The 14,785-nt window shown below is 70.2% G+C and carries 14 protein-coding genes; 9 read left to right on the top strand and 5 right to left on the bottom strand.

Translation table 11 applies throughout. The annotated features are described in order from the left end of the window. Positions 1–9: 9 nt before the first annotated feature. The 3 genes from AB0J97_RS25725 to AB0J97_RS25715 are packed head-to-tail and all read right to left on the bottom strand — an operon-like array spanning position 10 to position 3,647. Positions 10–783, bottom strand: coding sequence for a sporulation protein (locus tag AB0J97_RS25725; protein ID WP_357704468.1), 774 nt, complete (start codon positions 781–783; stop codon positions 10–12). Between the two features lie 9 nt (positions 784–792). Further along, positions 793–2,034: an SPFH domain-containing protein gene (locus AB0J97_RS25720; protein ID WP_364092629.1), complete on the bottom strand. Its 1,242-nt coding sequence runs from the start codon at positions 2,032–2,034 to the stop codon at positions 793–795. Beyond that, a complete protein-coding gene (locus AB0J97_RS25715) occupies positions 2,031–3,647 on the bottom strand; it encodes an SPFH domain-containing protein (RefSeq protein WP_364092627.1) in 1,617 nt (538 codons plus the stop codon). Before AB0J97_RS25715 ends, AB0J97_RS25720 begins: the two co-directional genes overlap by 4 nt. A gap of 141 nt (positions 3,648–3,788) precedes the next feature. On the opposite strand from AB0J97_RS25715, the gene AB0J97_RS25710 reads away from it, so the two are divergent. The 6 genes from AB0J97_RS25710 (at position 3,789) to AB0J97_RS25685 (ending at position 10,284) form a co-directional block, all read left to right on the top strand. Further along, positions 3,789–4,022, top strand: coding sequence for a helix-turn-helix transcriptional regulator (locus AB0J97_RS25710; RefSeq protein ID WP_357704474.1), 234 nt, complete (start codon positions 3,789–3,791; stop codon positions 4,020–4,022). Between the two features lie 35 nt (positions 4,023–4,057). Beyond that, on the top strand, positions 4,058–6,166 hold the full coding sequence (gene uvrB / locus AB0J97_RS25705) for an excinuclease ABC subunit UvrB (protein WP_357704476.1): 2,109 nt from the start codon (positions 4,058–4,060) through the stop codon (positions 6,164–6,166). Between the two features lie 124 nt (positions 6,167–6,290). Continuing rightward, complete coding sequence (locus tag AB0J97_RS25700) at positions 6,291–6,914, top strand: PepSY domain-containing protein (protein WP_357704478.1); 624 nt, start codon at positions 6,291–6,293, stop codon at positions 6,912–6,914. A gap of 292 nt (positions 6,915–7,206) precedes the next feature. After that, positions 7,207–8,214, top strand: a complete 1,008-nt coding sequence (locus AB0J97_RS25695) for a COX15/CtaA family protein (protein ID WP_364092624.1) — start codon at positions 7,207–7,209, stop codon at positions 8,212–8,214. Between the two features lie 207 nt (positions 8,215–8,421). After that, positions 8,422–9,771: an alpha/beta hydrolase gene (locus tag AB0J97_RS25690; protein WP_364092622.1), complete on the top strand. Its 1,350-nt coding sequence runs from the start codon at positions 8,422–8,424 to the stop codon at positions 9,769–9,771. Positions 9,772–9,873: 102 nt separating this feature from the next. Beyond that, positions 9,874–10,284, top strand: a complete 411-nt coding sequence (locus AB0J97_RS25685) for a VOC family protein (protein WP_364092620.1) — start codon at positions 9,874–9,876, stop codon at positions 10,282–10,284. Between the two features lie 28 nt (positions 10,285–10,312). Here the strand turns inward: AB0J97_RS25685 and AB0J97_RS25680 are convergent, their stop codons facing one another. Continuing rightward, positions 10,313–11,185, bottom strand: coding sequence for an RIO1 family regulatory kinase/ATPase (locus AB0J97_RS25680; RefSeq protein WP_357704486.1), 873 nt, complete (start codon positions 11,183–11,185; stop codon positions 10,313–10,315). A gap of 247 nt (positions 11,186–11,432) precedes the next feature. Here AB0J97_RS25680 and AB0J97_RS25675 point away from each other — a divergent pair, with 247 nt between their 5' ends. Continuing rightward, entirely contained in the window at positions 11,433–11,990 is a 558-nt protein-coding gene (locus AB0J97_RS25675) for a hypothetical protein (protein WP_357704488.1), read from the top strand. A gap of 31 nt (positions 11,991–12,021) precedes the next feature. Here the strand turns inward: AB0J97_RS25675 and AB0J97_RS25670 are convergent, their stop codons facing one another. After that, positions 12,022–12,270, bottom strand: a complete 249-nt coding sequence (locus AB0J97_RS25670) for a transcriptional regulator (RefSeq protein ID WP_364092617.1) — start codon at positions 12,268–12,270, stop codon at positions 12,022–12,024. 211 nt (positions 12,271–12,481) lie between these two features. Between AB0J97_RS25670 and AB0J97_RS25665 the strand changes: the two genes are divergently transcribed. Further along, positions 12,482–14,017 (top strand): hypothetical protein, encoded by a 1,536-nt coding sequence (locus AB0J97_RS25665; RefSeq protein ID WP_364092615.1) that lies wholly within the window; start codon positions 12,482–12,484, stop codon positions 14,015–14,017. A 141-nt stretch (positions 14,018–14,158) separates the two neighbouring features. Then, the gene (locus AB0J97_RS25660) at positions 14,159–14,602 is read left to right on the top strand and encodes a deaminase (protein WP_364092612.1); all 444 of its coding nucleotides are present in this window, start codon (positions 14,159–14,161) and stop codon (positions 14,600–14,602) included. The last annotated feature ends 183 nt before the right edge of the window (positions 14,603–14,785 follow it).

Here is a 14,785-nt window from a genome sequence, read left to right as displayed (position 1 = left end):
GGACGCCCGCTAGAACCAGCCGCGGCGGCGGGCCATCTGCTCCAGGCCGTGCTGCAACGCCTGGTCGGCCGCGCCGGGGTGGTCGTCGTAGCGCACGGTGAAGCGGTTGTAGGTGTCGTGGCTGGAGGTCAGGAAGCCGCCGCGCTTGTCGGCCTCCAGGATGACGTCCATCTGCCGCGGCCCGGCGATGAACGTCAGCTCCAGCTCGCTGAAGTGCCGCCGCCACTGCCCGCCCGCGTGGTACTCGATCTCCTGGAAGAACGGCATGGTCGAGCCGTACAGCGTGCCGCGCTCCAGGTCGGCCTTCTTGAAGTGGAAGCCCAGCCGGTCGAGGGCGGCGATGACGTGCTCCTGGGCCGGCAGCGGGCTGACGAACAGCGGGTCGAGGTCGCCCTTGTCGATCGCGCCCGCGAGCGCCAGCTCCGTCTGCACGCCGAGCCGCATGCCGTGCAGCGGGTGGCCGCCGATCGCGCTGATCGGCGTCTCCCACGGCACCATGATCTGGAACGGCTGCTGGTGCTGGGCGCCCGAGGCGAGCTGGAACGTCCCGGCCACCTGCTGGCGCAGGAAGCTGTAGGTCGTCTTGTACTCGTTGTCGCCGCTCTCGACCTCCACCACGGCGGTCAGGTCGAGGTAGATGCCCTCGACCTTGTAGTCGGCGCCGCCGCCGCGGAAGTGCACGACGCCGCGCAGCGGCTCGCCGGGGCGCACGGTCGTGTCCGTCAGCATCGTGTCGACCTCGACGCCCGCGCCGAAGGCGGCCATCAACTTGCGGAACACCATGGGTCTCTCCTATGCGGTGGGGGTCTGGCCGTTGACGGCGGCGGGGCCCGTGCCCGAGATGCGGGGGAGCAGCTGGGCCAGGATGAGGGTGGACAGCGCCGAGTCGCCCTGGCCCTGCTGGGTCCGTACGACCAGGGGCTGGGGGGCGTTCTCGGCGAGCTTGGCGCCCACGTCCAGGCGCCGGCGGGCCAGCTCGTACTGCAGCACGGCCCGGTTGTCGCGGTAGGACTCGGCCAGCCTGCGCAGGGCCTTGGCCTCGTTCTCGGCGGCGGTCAGGTCGGCCCTGCCGCGCGCCTCGATCTCCCACGTCACGCGCTGGGCCTCGGTCTCCTGCTCCTCCAGCATGCGCGCCACGTTCTTGCGCGCGGTGTTGTGGGCGGCCTTGACCTCGACCACGCGGGCGTCGCGGGTCTTCTTGGAACGCTCGATCTCCATGAGCAGCGTGTCGATGCGGCGCTTGCGGGTCAGCTCCCACTCGCGCTCGTAGGCCGACAGCTCCTTGGCGACCTTCTCCCGGGTGGCCAGGTGCTGCTGGTACTGGTCGGGGAGCTGGACGTCGGGGATGTTGGCGCCGGTGACGCGCACGCCGTACCGGCCGAGCTGGCGGTTGAGCGCCTCCTGCATGTCGCCGACGTCGGAGCCGCGCAGGTCGTAGGCGCGCTCGGTGTTGACGCGGCGGCTGCGCTGCCGGATCGCGTCCTGGACGGCGCTGGAGAGCACGAGGTCGAAGTTGCCCGCGCCGATCGTCCGGACGAACGCCACCGGGTCCACGATGCGGAACTTCAGGAAGAACTCGATCGACTTCAGCGGCACGTTCTCGGCCGTCGGGCAGGCCACGATCGGCGCCGAGTACGGGATCTCGGTGGAGGTGTCCACGACCGCGTCCACGCGGTCCCACGGCAGCCACAGGTAGTGGCGGCCCGGCGGGAGCGTGCCGGTGATCGCGCCCCAGCGGCTGCGGATGCCGGTGGTGCCCTCCTCGATCTCGATGATCGCCTTGCGCCAGATCGTGACCAGCGCCACGACCAGGAAGAACAGCGCGGCCAGCGCGGCCGGCACGGTGAGTTCGGTGAGCGCGGCCATGCCGGCGAAGTACAGCGCCAGCAGCACCAGCGCCATCCAGGCGAAGCCGCGCCGGTCCTTGGGGATCACGACCGGCACGAGCTGGCCCTGCTCGCCGCCGCGCAGGAGCTGACGGATGTCGGACCAGGAGGCCAGCGACTCCTTGATCTTGGAGAACTCGCGGGTCATCGGACCTCACCCTCGCTCAGGCGGCCGGGCAGCAGGCGCTCGACCGTGCTTTCCAGGTCGTGGTCGGGCTCAGGCGTCGCCTGCGGCTCGCTCACGTCGGCGGCGGCCTTCTTCAGCAGCGCCGCGATCTCGTCCTCGCGGTCGCTGACGCGGGCGGCGATCTCGCCGAGCCGGCCGCGGATGGCGGCCATGTCCTCGGCGGAGAACAGCGCCGCGCCCTTGCCGCCCACGAGCTGCTGGGCCAGGGCCAGGAAGTCGATGTCGGTCTGCTCGCCCACCTGCACCACCTGCGGCAGCCTGGTGGCCACCGACTCCAGCTTGTTCAGCAGGTCCTGCTGGAAGCGGTAGTCGAGGATCTCGGGGGCCTCGGCGGCCGACAGCGCCCGGATGTCCAGGGCCTGGGCCTCCAGGAGCGCGGCGTTGGCGTTGGCCGTGGACTCGGCCTCGACCAGGCGCTGCCTGGCCTGCGCGGTGGCCTGGTGGCTGGCGCGTTCGAGCGCGGTGTCCATGCGGGCCTGGTAGCCGGCGATCTCGGCCTGGATGGCGCTCAGCGTCTCCTGCAGGCCGGCCAGCTCCTTGACCAGGTCGCCCTCGTTCTGCTCCTTGCGCAGCTGGAGCTCGTACTCGTAGGTGTAGGCCTCCTTGGCCACGCGGACCATCTCGGGGGCCGCCAGGTCCATGCGGTACTCCTGGCTGGACGGCTCGGCGTGGGTGATGTTCACGTCGGTGAGCCGTACGGCCGGCAGGAACTGCTGGTTGAGGTTCTCCAGCATGCCGAGGGTGCTCTCGCCCACCAGGTCGTAGATGTCCTCGGCCCGCTGGGCGTAGATCAGGGACCGGGTGACCTCGCTGATGGCGTTCTGCAGCTTGGACTGGAAGCCGCTGACCGAGCCGAGCACGAAGATGAACTCGGCCGGGTTCTCGATCCTGAACTGCAGGAACAGGTCCACGCTGGCCTTGACGCCCTGCTGCGTCGGCGCCTCCCTGATGGGGGCGTTGAAGGGGTACTCGCGGGTGGTGTTGACGATGTAGCTGACCCGCTTCCACGGGTTGAACAGCGTCACCCGGCCCGGGTCGGCGATGTGCACCAGCTTGCCGAACTTGGTGATCAGCGCCTTGCAGCCCTCGGGCACCATCACCACGCTCCTGCGCCACCACAGGAACGCGGCGGCCAGGACCAGCACGACCCAGTAGTGGGGGCCGAAGAAGATGTCGGACCCCGGCACGATGCCGCCGAGCGCGCCGATCAGACCGAGGACCACCAGAACGGTCAGCGGGATGACCACCTTGGCCGTGCTGCCCTTGGGGATCACCACCGGCGAGATGACGTGCATGCCGTTCTCGGCGAAGCTGCGGTTGACGATCTCGCCGGCCTCGTTCAGCGAGGCGGACCTGGCCTCGATCAGCGTGCCGACGGAGACGCCGCCGTCGCGGGCGGCGGCGAAGTCGTGCGGGTTGAGCGCGAAGCCGGGGGCCTGGCCGGTGAGCTGGCCGGCCTGCTCGGTGACCTGTCCGATCGCCTGGCTCATCGCCTGCCGCACGTCACCTCCTTGAGCGACCGCGTGGGCTATGCCCTGACCTGCCTGGATCAGTGCCTCTCGGGGTCGTGACATCGAACCTTCCTTTTCCGCTACAGGCGAATACGACCGTATCGGGTATGGCTTGCTGTTCGCTTGCAATGTGTCGTCATATGCCTGTTACGCCCCATAGTGGATGTGCTATGGATGAAGCAGACCTACTACGCGGGGTGATCAATGAGCGGGACGGTCCACAACCGCATCGCGCTGCTGCGCGCCGAGCGCGGGGTGACCCGCAGGCAGCTCGCCGACGCCGTGGAGGTCCATTACCAGACCGTCGGGTACCTGGAGCGCGGCGAGTACAGCCCGAGCCTTTACCTGGCGTTGCGCATATCCGCGTACTTCGGGGTGCCGGTCGAGGTGGTCTTCTCCACCACTCCGTTCCCCCGGATCGGGGAGCCCGCGGCCTGACGGTTTCTGTCGGTGGCGCCGCCTACAGTGGCAGCATGCGTCCGGTCACAGATTTGCAGCGGAAGGTGGCGCCCTTCGAGGTCGTCACCGAGATGACTCCATCCGGCGACCAGCCGACGGCCATCGCCGAGCTGGAGCGCCGCGTCAAGGCCGGGGAGAAGGACAACGTCCTGCTCGGCGCCACCGGCACCGGCAAGACGGCCACGATCGCCTGGCTGATCGAGCGGTTGCAGCGGCCCGCGCTGGTCATGCAGCCCAACAAGACGCTCGCCGCCCAGTTCGCCAACGAGCTGCGCGAGATGCTGCCCAACAACGCGGTCGAATATTTCGTCTCTTACTACGACTACTACCAGCCCGAGGCGTACGTGCCGCAGAGCGACACGTACATCGAGAAGGACTCCTCGATCAACGACGAGGTCGAGCGGCTGCGCCACTCGGCCACCAACTCGCTGCTCACCCGCCGCGACACCATCGTGGTCGCCTCCGTCTCGTGCATCTACGGCCTGGGCACCCCGCAGGAGTACGTCGACCGCATGGCCAGGCTCCGCGTCGGCATGGAGGTCGACCGCGACCAGCTCCTGCGCCGCCTGGTCGACATGCAGTACACGCGCAACGACCTGGCCTTCACCCGGGGCACGTTCCGGGTGCGCGGCGACACGATCGAGATCATCCCGAAGTACGAAGAGCTGGCCGTGCGCATCGAGATGTTCGGCGACGAGATCGAGAAGCTCGCCACCATGCACCCGCTGACCGGCGAGGTCATCACCGAGGACGAAGAGCTCTACATCTTCCCCGCCTCCCATTACATTGCCGGCGAGGAGCGCATGGCGGCGGCCGTGGCCGGCATCGAGTCCGAGCTGGCCGCGCGGCTGTCGGAGCTGGAGCGGCAGGGCAAGCTGCTGGAGGCCCAGCGGCTGCGCATGCGCACCACCTACGACATCGAGATGATGCGCCAGATCGGCACCTGCTCCGGCATCGAGAACTATTCCCGCCACCTCGACGGCCGCGCCGCCGGCACCGCGCCCAACACGCTGCTCGACTACTTCCCCGAAGACTTCCTGCTGGTCCTCGACGAGTCCCACCAGACCGTGCCGCAGATCGGCGCGATGTACGAGGGTGACGCCTCGCGCAAGCGCACGCTGGTCGACCACGGGTTCCGGCTGCCGTCCGCGCTGGACAACCGGCCGCTGAAGTGGGAGGAGTTCCTGGAGCGCATCGGGCAGACGGTCTACCTGTCGGCCACGCCGGGCTCGTACGAGCTGGGGCGGGTCAAGGGCGACGTCGTCGAGCAGGTCATCCGGCCCACCGGCCTGGTCGACCCCGAGATCGTCGTCAAGCCCACCAAGGGGCAGATCGACGACCTGGTCCACGAGATCCGCGAGCGCGCCGACCGCGACGAGCGCGTCCTGGTCACGACGCTGACCAAGAAGATGTCCGAAGACCTGACCGACTATCTCCTTGAGCTTGGCATCCGGGTCCGCTACCTCCACAGCGAGGTCGACACGCTGCGCCGCATCGAGCTGCTGCGCGAGCTGCGCATCGGCGAGTTCGACGTGCTGGTCGGCATCAACCTGCTGCGCGAGGGCCTCGACCTGCCCGAGGTGTCGCTGGTGGCCATCCTCGACGCCGACAAGGAGGGCTTCCTGCGCTCGGAGACCTCCCTGATCCAGACGATCGGCCGCGCCGCCCGTAACGTGTCCGGCCAGGTCCACATGTACGCCGACAAGATCACGCCGTCGATGGAGCGGGCCATCGACGAGACCAACCGGCGGCGGGCCAAGCAGATGGCCTACAACGAGGCCAACGGCATCGACCCGCAGCCGCTGCGCAAGAAGATCGCCGACATCCTCGACTCCCTCCAGCGCGAGGACGCCGACACCGACAAGCTGCTGGGCGGCGGCCGTCAGCAGTCGCGCGGCAAGGCCCCGGTGCCGGGCTTCGCCGCCCGCCAGGCCGGTCAGCACGCCAAGGCCATCGCGGGCGAGATGCCGCGGGCGCAGATGGAGTCGCTGATCGAGTCGCTCACCGAGCAGATGCACCAGTCGGCCGCCGACCTCCAGTTCGAGGTGGCCGCGCGGCTGCGCGACGAGATCAAGGAGCTCAAGCGCGAGCTCCGGGACATGCGCGAAGCGGGCGTCCAGTAGGAGCGGCGGGGGCGACGGCTCGCCCTTGCCCGCCTGGCTTTGTCGGTCCGCGTCGGCCGGGAGTGTTGGCCCAGGGTTCTGACCTGCGGGAATGAAGGCGGAATCCTGGGGCAGCGATCCTGGTATGAACAAGTCGATCATCGGGGCTCTGGTCGGGGCGGCGGTGCTCGCCGCCGGCTGCGGCGCCGTACGGGAAGTCGGCCAGTTCGTCGAACCGACACCGGGTTCCACCATGGGAAGCCCGTCTCCGTCGATGGAGAGCCCGCCCGCCACGGGGACCATGTCCCCCTCGCCGGGTAGCACGTCCACGATGAAGCCGGGGGCCGGAGAGCTGAAGGAGGCCGCCAAGGTCGCCATGGCCGCGGTGCCCGGGTCCAAGGTCGTCTCCGTCGAGAGCGAGGAGAACGGCAAGATCTGGCAGGTCGAGGTCGTCGGCTCCGACGGCACCGAACACCAGGTCGACGTGGAGGCAGGCAAGGTCGTCAAGGGGCCCACGGCCAAGCAGGAGGACGAGCAGGAGAAGGCCAAGATGCGGGCCCGCATCGACGCGGCCAAGCTCGACTACGCCCAGGCCGCCGACAAGATCGCCGCCGCCGTACCGGAGGGACGCGTCACCGAGCTGAAGCTCGAAACCGAGAACGGCAAGACCGTCTGGAAGTCCGACGTGATGACCCCGGACGGGACCAAGCACGAGGTGATGGTCGACGCCGCCACCGGTGAACTCACCAAGAAGAACGAAACCAGCTGACCCACGGGGGATCAGGCCACCTCTGCCCGAGCGGCGGAGGTGGCCGCCCGCGGCCCGGCTCCACCCTCCGCGGCCCGGCATCGCCGTCCGCTGCCCGGCTCCACCGCCCGCGGCCCGGCATCGCCGTCCGCTGCCCGGCTCCACCGCCCGCGGCCCGGCATCGCCGTCCGCTGCCCGGCACCACCGCTCGCGGCCCGGCTCCACCGTCCGTCGTCCGGTCGTCGCCGTTCGCCCGGCCTCACCGCTCGCGCGCCGGGGTGGCGGGGTGCTCTACGGGTTGTAGAGTAAATTCTTGATCGCGTTTTCGGCCGCCCTGCGCGGCGGTTCGTCGAGCAGCAGAGAGACCTCTTCCCCCATGATCACTCCCTTCCAATGGCTCGCCGCCCGGGTCGGCTTCGAGCGCGTGGCCCTGCGACGGGCCGCGGGCGCGGCGCTGGCGACCAGCCTGATGATCATCGTGACCGGCGGAGTCGTCCGGCTGACCGGGTCCGGGCTGGGCTGTGACGGGTGGCCCCGCTGCTCGGAGGCCGGTTTCGCGGCCACGCCCGAGCTCGGCGTCCACGGCGCGATCGAGTTCGGCAACCGGGTGCTGTCCGGGGTCGTGTGCGTGGCCGTCGGCTGGCTGATCGTCGTCGCCCGGCTGCAGCGCCGTCCCGTGCCCGAGTTGACCCGGTGGGGGTGGGCGCAGTTCTGGATCGTCATGCTGAACGCGGTCGTCGGCGGGCTCACCGTGTGGGCGCGGCTGAGCCCGTACCTCGTCACCGCGCACTTCCTGGCCGCCGTGCTGTTCCTGACCACCACCACGGTCGTCTGGCACAAGGCGCGACGGCTCGACCGGCCCGCGCGGCCCCTGTCCGCGCCGGTGGGCCGCCTTCCGGTGGCGCTGGTCACGTCCGTGGCGGTGCTGATCGTGGCGGGCACGATCGTCACCGGCACCGGGCCGCACGCGGGTGACTCCTCCGACGTGCCGCGCATGCCGTTCAACTGGACGGCGCTCACCTGGCTGCACGGTGCGGCCGCCGCGCTCAGCCTCGGGCTCGCCGTCGCCCTGTGGCTCAGGACGCGCCGCGAGCCGGGTTCGGCCGCTCACCGGCGAACCACGCTGTTCCTCGCCGTGCTGCTCGCCCAGGGGCTCGTCGGCCTGACGCAGATCGTGACGGACCTGCCCGAGGTCGTCGTCCTCGTCCATCTGCTCGGCTCGGCGCTCGTGTGGGTGGGCGCGGTGCGCGTCCTCCTCGACACCCGGCCCGCGGCGGCGGGCGAGCGGGAACCGGCCCCGCTCGCCGAGGCGCGAGCCTAGTCCGCTGATTCTTCTGTCAGGACTTCCAAGAGCCGTACCCGATGAACCATCGTCCGTTCGGCCGAGGCGGCAGGCCGAAAGGCCGATGACGGAGGCCGGTGAGCGGGAGACGATCTAGATCATGAAATGGACCCCCTCATCACAGGCTTGGCGCTGATCGCGATGGCGGTCCCGGCAACACCCGCCGCCGCGACCCAAGCAGCAGGCGTGAGCAGTACAGACGCGATCGGCTGGCGAGCCTGCGGGACGGGGCCGGGAGCCGAGTGCGGCACCCTTGCCGTGCCGGTGGACTGGGCGCAGCCGGACGGACCGCAGATCTCGCTGAACATGACGCGACGCAAGGCCACCGGACAACGGATCGGAGCGCTGTTCTACAACCCGGGTGGACCGGGGACGGGTGCGGCCGATCTGGTGCGGGACTGGGCGCCGTACTACTTCTCCGACGAGCTGCGCGAGCGGTTCGACATCGTCGGGATCGATCCGCGCGGGGTCGGCGGCAGCGAGCAGATCCAATGCGGGAAGGCGGTGCACGATCCGGCCGTCACGCAGTTCCCTGAGACGCGGCGGGAGTACGACCGGCTCGTCGCGCACAACCGGGCCGTGGGCGACAGTTGCGGGCCGTTGATCCGGCACATGGACACCGGGAGCGTGGCACGGGACTTCGACGCGGTGCGGGCCGCGCTGGGCGAGGAGCAGATCAGCTACCTGGGACGGTCCTACGGGAGCATGCTGGGGACCGAGTACGCGCGGCGGTTCCCCGGCCGGGTACGGGCGATGGCTCTGGACGGGATCGTCGATCACGGGATGAGCTCGCGCCAGATGGTGCGTGATGCCGCGGCGGCGGTGGAGGACGGGTTCGGCCGGTTCGCCGGTTGGTGCGAGCGGACGCAGGAATGCGAGCTGCACGGCCGGTCCGTACCGCAGGTGTGGGACGCGCTGGTCACCAAGGCGGAGAAGACGCCGATCCCGGTGACCGGCGGGCGGCCGCTGACGGCGGACGAACTGCGCTACGTCGCATACGCGATGCTCACGATGGCCCCCGACTTCAACGGCGGTCTGGCCCGGGGCATCGTTCAGGCGGAGCAGGGGGATGCGGTGATCTTCGGGCAGATGCGGGCCGAGGCGCTGGACAACCCTGCGACGACCTCGGCCTACCGGGCGGTCCTCTGCCAGGACATCGACCCTGAGATCAACGCATTCGCGCAGCTCAGGACGCGGGCTCGGGACGTTGCGCGGAGGGCCCCGCACATGCGCGGGACGTCGGAGTTCTGGGACATGACGACCGGATGCGTGGGATGGCCCGTCCCGCCGTCCGATCCGCAGCGGCCGGTGCACATCACCCAGGCGCCGCCCGTTCTGCTGGTCGGGAACACGCATGATCCCGCAACGCCGCTCGCCTGGGCCAAGAGCCTGGCCAGGGGCATCAAGGGGTCACAGGTGCTGACCTACGACGGCGACGGGCACACCTCGTACCTGCGCAACGCCTGCGCGACCGGGAGCATCGACCGCTACCTGGTCTCCGGGACGCTTCCCGTGCCCGGCACGGTCTGCCGCTGAACCCTGCGAGGCCGTGCGGGTTACCGGCTCACCCCAGCTCCCTCAGGGCGGCCGCGTCCAGGCAACGTCCCCGCGTATCTGACCTTGTGACAGGATCGTGGGATGCTGCGACTCACCGACTTCATCATCGACTGCCCTGACGCGATGAAACTGGCGGCCTTCTACTCCGAGGTGACGGGTCGCCCGATCAAGGAAGGCAGCCACGCGAACTGGGCCGGTATCAAGTTCGGCGAAGTCGAGCTGGCCTTCAACCCGGTGGAGGACTACCGCGCCCCGCAGTGGCCCGACAGCGAGCACCCCAAGCAGTTCCACCTCGACTTCGAGGTCGACGACGTCGAGGCGGAACAGAGTCGCGTGCTGGCCCTCGGCGCGTCCTTGCACCACGACTCCATCGGCCCCGAGGGCTACGGCTGGCGCGTCTACACCGACCCGGTCGGCCACCCCTTCTGCCTCTGCCGCAACAAGGGTGTCGTCTGGACCGACCAGGGCCTCATCTGGCCCGAGCGCGCCTAGCCGCTTCGCGGACGACGGCTCCGGCCGGTCACGTCCGGCCGGACGCCTTGCGGAGGAGGGCGGCGAGCGCGTCGGGGTCCGCGGCGGCCACGCCCTTCGACGCGAACCACGTGGCCACGTTGCGGGCGTCCCGTTCCAGGTACGACGGGCCCGCGGGGTGGGCGATCACGTCCACGATCTGCGGCAGGTCGATGATCACCAGCCGCCCTTCGTGCACCAGCAGGTTGTACGGCGACAGGTCCCCGTGCGCCAGCCCCTCCCCGGCCATCGTCACCATGGCGTCCACGAGCTGCCGCCACAGGTCGTCGAGGCCGTCGGTGACCTGGGCCAGGCGCGGGGCGGCGTACCCGTCGGGGCTGCCGACGAACTCCTGGAGGATCTCCGTCCCCAGGATCTGCACCGGGTACGGCACCGGCACCCCCAGCTCCCAGAGCCGGCAGAGCGCCCCGAACTCGGCCACCGCCCACTGCGCGGCGATCACCTGCTTGCCGAAGGCGGTGCGGTTGGCCATGGCCCGGTTCATCCGGCTCTCGCGGGCCCTGCGTCCCTCCAGGTAGCCGGAGTCGCGGTGGAACAGGCGGTGCTCGGAGGAGCGGTAGCGCTTGGCCGCCAGCAGGCAGACCCGGTCGGTGCCGGGCACGCCGCGCGAGATCAGGTGGACGTCGGCCTCCTTGCCCGTCTTGAGCAGGCCGTGCTCGGTGTCGACGGCGGCCAGCTCGGTGATCAGCCAGCCGGGGTACGGCTTCGGCCCCTTCTCGGTGGGGGTGCTCTGGTCCCAGGTGGACCAGCGGTCGCCCTCGGGCGGGCCGTCATCGGTCTCGGGGGTGGCTTCGAGCCATTCGATGTCGTCGGCGTCGAGCGCGAACTTGCCACGGCGGCGGTGTTGCGAGTGCTTGGGCACGGTGAGATCTCCAGTATCGAGGCCCACCGGCTCGCCGAACGGATCAGGTCAGCGGACGCCCGGTGGGAAGGTCTGAGGTCGCGGAAAACGGCACGCGGGCAACGGTCGTCACGGTCTCAGCCTCCCTTCGCGTCGCTCTGATCAACGCCGTCGAGTATGCCGTGTCCGGCACGGCCCTCGCAAACGAATAACCGGCGGCCCGATAATTGCGATGCGTCCTGACCTGCCTGGCTTGTACGGTGCGGGCATGCGGCAGTGCGAGATGTGTGGATACCAGGAGCCCGCCGGCGCGCCGGACTGCGAACGCTGCGCGGGCCTGGTGGACGAACTGGTCGAGGAGGGCTGGCGTGCCTTCCTGCGCGAGCAGTTCGGCACCGTCGAGCCCCGGGACGAGCGGGAGATCGCCCGCATGGTGGTCGACGAGCCCGACAAACACCCGTGGCGGGTCGTGGACGCCGCCTACGACCGTCTGACGTGCACCGAGTGCGGTAACCGGCTGAGCCGCGGTCCGGCCGGATGCTCCGCCTGCGACCTCGCGAACGGCTTCCGCTACTCGGCCGTCGAGATCGACCGGCCCGGCGTGTCGCCCGGCAACGAGCACGCGCTACGGGTCAACGTGGCCGTGACGCGCCGCCCGTACGGGATCGCGGCGTCGGAGGTGCTGGTGCGCCGGCTCTCGCTGCCACTGCTGATCGAGGGCCGCCTGCCCACGACGGCCCAGGCCCAGGCCACCAAGGCGCTGGTACGCAAGGGCGCCACGGAAGAGGAACTGGCCGCCGCGATCTACGCGGGCTGGGGCAGCTGAGCGTGCCGCGTGGCCGGGCCCGGCGGGTCCGTCACTGCTGGTCGGCGGCGGGCCGGTCGGCGGAGTCGCGGGCGAGGGCGACGATCCGCTCCAGGGCCGCCGCGTGCCGCTGGAAGGCCGACCGTCCCCGCGGGGCGAGCTGCACGTACGTCCGCCGCGCCCGCTTGTCCTGGCCCCTGCGGACGACCACGTATCCGGCGGCGGCCAGCGCGGAGACCTGCTTGGACAGCGCCGAGTCGCTGGTGCCGACAGAGTTCCTGAGGAAGTCGAGTCGACCCATTCGGCCGGAGCCGGCAGCGCCACGACCGACAGCCGCGCCGGGACGTGCAGGAACTCGTCGAAGAGCGGATCCATCAGGCGGCCCTGACTTTCCTCTTAGGAAAGCCGTCGGTGGCCGAACCGCCCGGCGCCGGAGGTGAGACATGTCTCTTTGATCTCCGGTGCCGGCGGAACTAGGGTCGCTGCATGGTCAAGGCCAGAGGTGACAAACCGTGATCGGCCGCGCAAAGCTCGCCCTGGGGCGGCCGCTCGGGCGTGAGGGCCAGGGGATGGTCCACGAGGAGCTCAGCGGCAGGATCAACGGCCGGCCGGGCGTCGCGTACAAGGAGATCGACTACGACGTCCGACCGGGCCTCGACGTCGCCGTCCTCACCGCGATGACCCAGCTGAACGGCCGGCTCTCCCCGTCCGACGCCGCCTGGCTGGAGGAGCGCGCGGCCTGGCCGGCCGAACTGGTGGAGGAGAACGGCGCCGTCGTCGGCTTCCTGATGCGGACCGTGCCTCAGCGGTTCTTCCGCGAGACGCCCGGTCCGTCCGGCGCCGTACGCCGGCTCGCGACCGTCGACCGCCTGTTCGGCCAGGAGGACGTCACCGACCGCGACCGCCTGCTGATCCTGGCCGATCTCGCCGACACGCTCGCCCGCCTGCACACGATGGGCGTCGTCGTCGGCGACCTGTCCCCTGAGAACGTGCTGTTCACGACGGAACCCCGGCCGGGATGTTTCCTCATCGGCTGCGACGCGATGGGGCTGGGCGCGGCGCGGGCGCTGCCGCCGTTGGAGACGCCGCCCGACCGGCGGATTCCCGCCGGGGAGCAGCCAGGGACGCCGCAGGGTGACGCCTACCAGTTCGCGCTGCTGGCCATCCGCGTCTTCGCCCGTGACCCGTCCACCACCGACGTGTCCGCGTTGGCCGCCGTCCGTCCCGGTCTGGCGGAGTTCGCCATGGCGGCGCTCGACCAGCCCCCGTTCAGCCGTCCCATGCCCGCGCAGTGGGCCACGCGATTACGGGAGGCCGCGCAGTCCGTCTCGCCGCCTGTCCGGCAGGCCGAGGCGGCTTCGGGTTCCGGCCGGTCGAAAATGGTCGGTATCGGAGCTGCGGTGGGGGCGGTCGTGCTGGTGCTGCTCGCGGTGGTCGGGAAGAACGTGATCAAGAACAGCGTGCGCGAGACCCTGACCGGTTCTTCGCGGGCCACGAGCGAGTCCGCCGAGACGTCCTCGTCGTTCCCCGCGCCCACCGACGTCCCCACCCAGGCACCCACCACCCAGGCACCCACCACCCAGGCACCATCCACTGTGGCCCCCACTGCGCCCCCCACTGTGGCCCCCACTGTGGCCCCGAGCGCGGAGCCGAGCGAGCCGGTGGCCGACTTCAAGGTCGGCGACTGCCTGTCCGGCCTGCCGAACGCGCCGGTGACCGACAGTTGCAAGCAGGGCGCGCCCTACCGGGTGGCCGCCATCACCACTCCCTCCGGGTTCTGCGACGGCACGACCAACCACCGCTACCTCATCCACAACGACGTGCTGTACTGCCTGGCGTACCAGTTCGGGCGGAACTACTGCTACAAGTGGTCAAAGAACGATGAATTCGTGGACTTCGCTCGCAAATGCCGAGCGCCGAAGACGTTCACCGTGCGGCGCGTCCTGCGGGGGAACGCCGACAAGGACGCCACCGCTTGCGATGGAGTGGCCAGACATTCCTGGACGTGGCCCGTCCCCGCGCTGACCATCTGCGTCGACAAGTACTGACCTCTCGACGCACGCGCCCGGCCGGCACCGATGAGTTCGGGACGGTTCTGATGTCTGACGTGTCGGCTGCACGCACGCCCGGCACACCTACGTCCCGCGGCCTTCGATCCCCGCACGACCCGAGACCACGAAGACGCGCTCATGCGGAAGCTGATTGCGACAGTGTTCAACTACTCCCTCGACGGCCTGCTCGCCGACGAGGGCACCGACTTCTGGAAGTTCTGCTTCGGCCTGCCGGAGAACAGCCGGCCCGACTCCCCGGCCCACCTCTACTTCCTGCGCAGCGCCCACGCGCACGTCATGGGCCGCACCGCCTACGAGGGCATCGCCAAGGGCATGACGACCGCCACCGACCACCCCTTCGCCGACATCCTGACCGCCGGGCGCAAGGTCGTTTTCTCCCGGACCCTGAAGACGGCCGACTGGGCCAACACCACCATCGCCGACGGCGACACGGCAGCAGAGATCGTCAAGCTCAGGCTGGGCGGTGTCGGCCTCTGGCGGTCGCTCATGCGGCCCGACCTGGTCTCCAGCTTCGCCTCCGACAGCGGGATCATGGAGTTGCAGTGCCGCCGGCACCGCTGACCCTGCCGCGGCCCGTCCGCGCCGCCGAGGGGTCTCAGGACCGCCTGGGCCCCTCATGACCACCCTGGCGGAGACGTAGGCCCCGGCGTCGCGGGCGAGGTGGAAGGCATGCGCCACCGGCTGGTCGTCTTCGCACTCCACCCGCCGGTAGTGCTCGATGCCCGCCTCGGCGTACCTGATCGG

Origin of the sequence: Nonomuraea sp. NPDC049607 (genome assembly GCF_040675375.1) — a bacterium.
Classification (GTDB): domain Bacteria; phylum Actinomycetota; class Actinomycetes; order Streptosporangiales; family Streptosporangiaceae; genus Nonomuraea.
The sequence above is the reverse complement of the archived record's forward strand: the minus strand, read 5'-3'. Positions and strand labels throughout refer to the sequence as shown.

Coding starts and splice junctions, on each gene's coding strand:
- AB0J97_RS25725 (WP_357704468.1), bottom strand. CDS start 783: ATGGTGTTCCGCAAGTTGATGGCCGCCTTCGGCGCGGGCGTCGAGGTC.
- AB0J97_RS25720 (WP_364092629.1), bottom strand. CDS start 2,034: ATGACCCGCGAGTTCTCCAAGATCAAGGAGTCGCTGGCCTCCTGGTCC.
- AB0J97_RS25715 (WP_364092627.1), bottom strand. CDS start 3,647: ATGTCACGACCCCGAGAGGCACTGATCCAGGCAGGTCAGGGCATAGCC.
- AB0J97_RS25710 (WP_357704474.1), top strand. CDS start 3,789: ATGAGCGGGACGGTCCACAACCGCATCGCGCTGCTGCGCGCCGAGCGC.
- uvrB (WP_357704476.1), top strand. CDS start 4,058: ATGCGTCCGGTCACAGATTTGCAGCGGAAGGTGGCGCCCTTCGAGGTC.
- AB0J97_RS25700 (WP_357704478.1), top strand. CDS start 6,291: ATGAACAAGTCGATCATCGGGGCTCTGGTCGGGGCGGCGGTGCTCGCC.
- AB0J97_RS25685 (WP_364092620.1), top strand. CDS start 9,874: ATGCTGCGACTCACCGACTTCATCATCGACTGCCCTGACGCGATGAAA.
- AB0J97_RS25675 (WP_357704488.1), top strand. CDS start 11,433: ATGCGGCAGTGCGAGATGTGTGGATACCAGGAGCCCGCCGGCGCGCCG.
- AB0J97_RS25670 (WP_364092617.1), bottom strand. CDS start 12,270: ATGGGTCGACTCGACTTCCTCAGGAACTCTGTCGGCACCAGCGACTCG.
- AB0J97_RS25660 (WP_364092612.1), top strand. CDS start 14,159: ATGCGGAAGCTGATTGCGACAGTGTTCAACTACTCCCTCGACGGCCTG.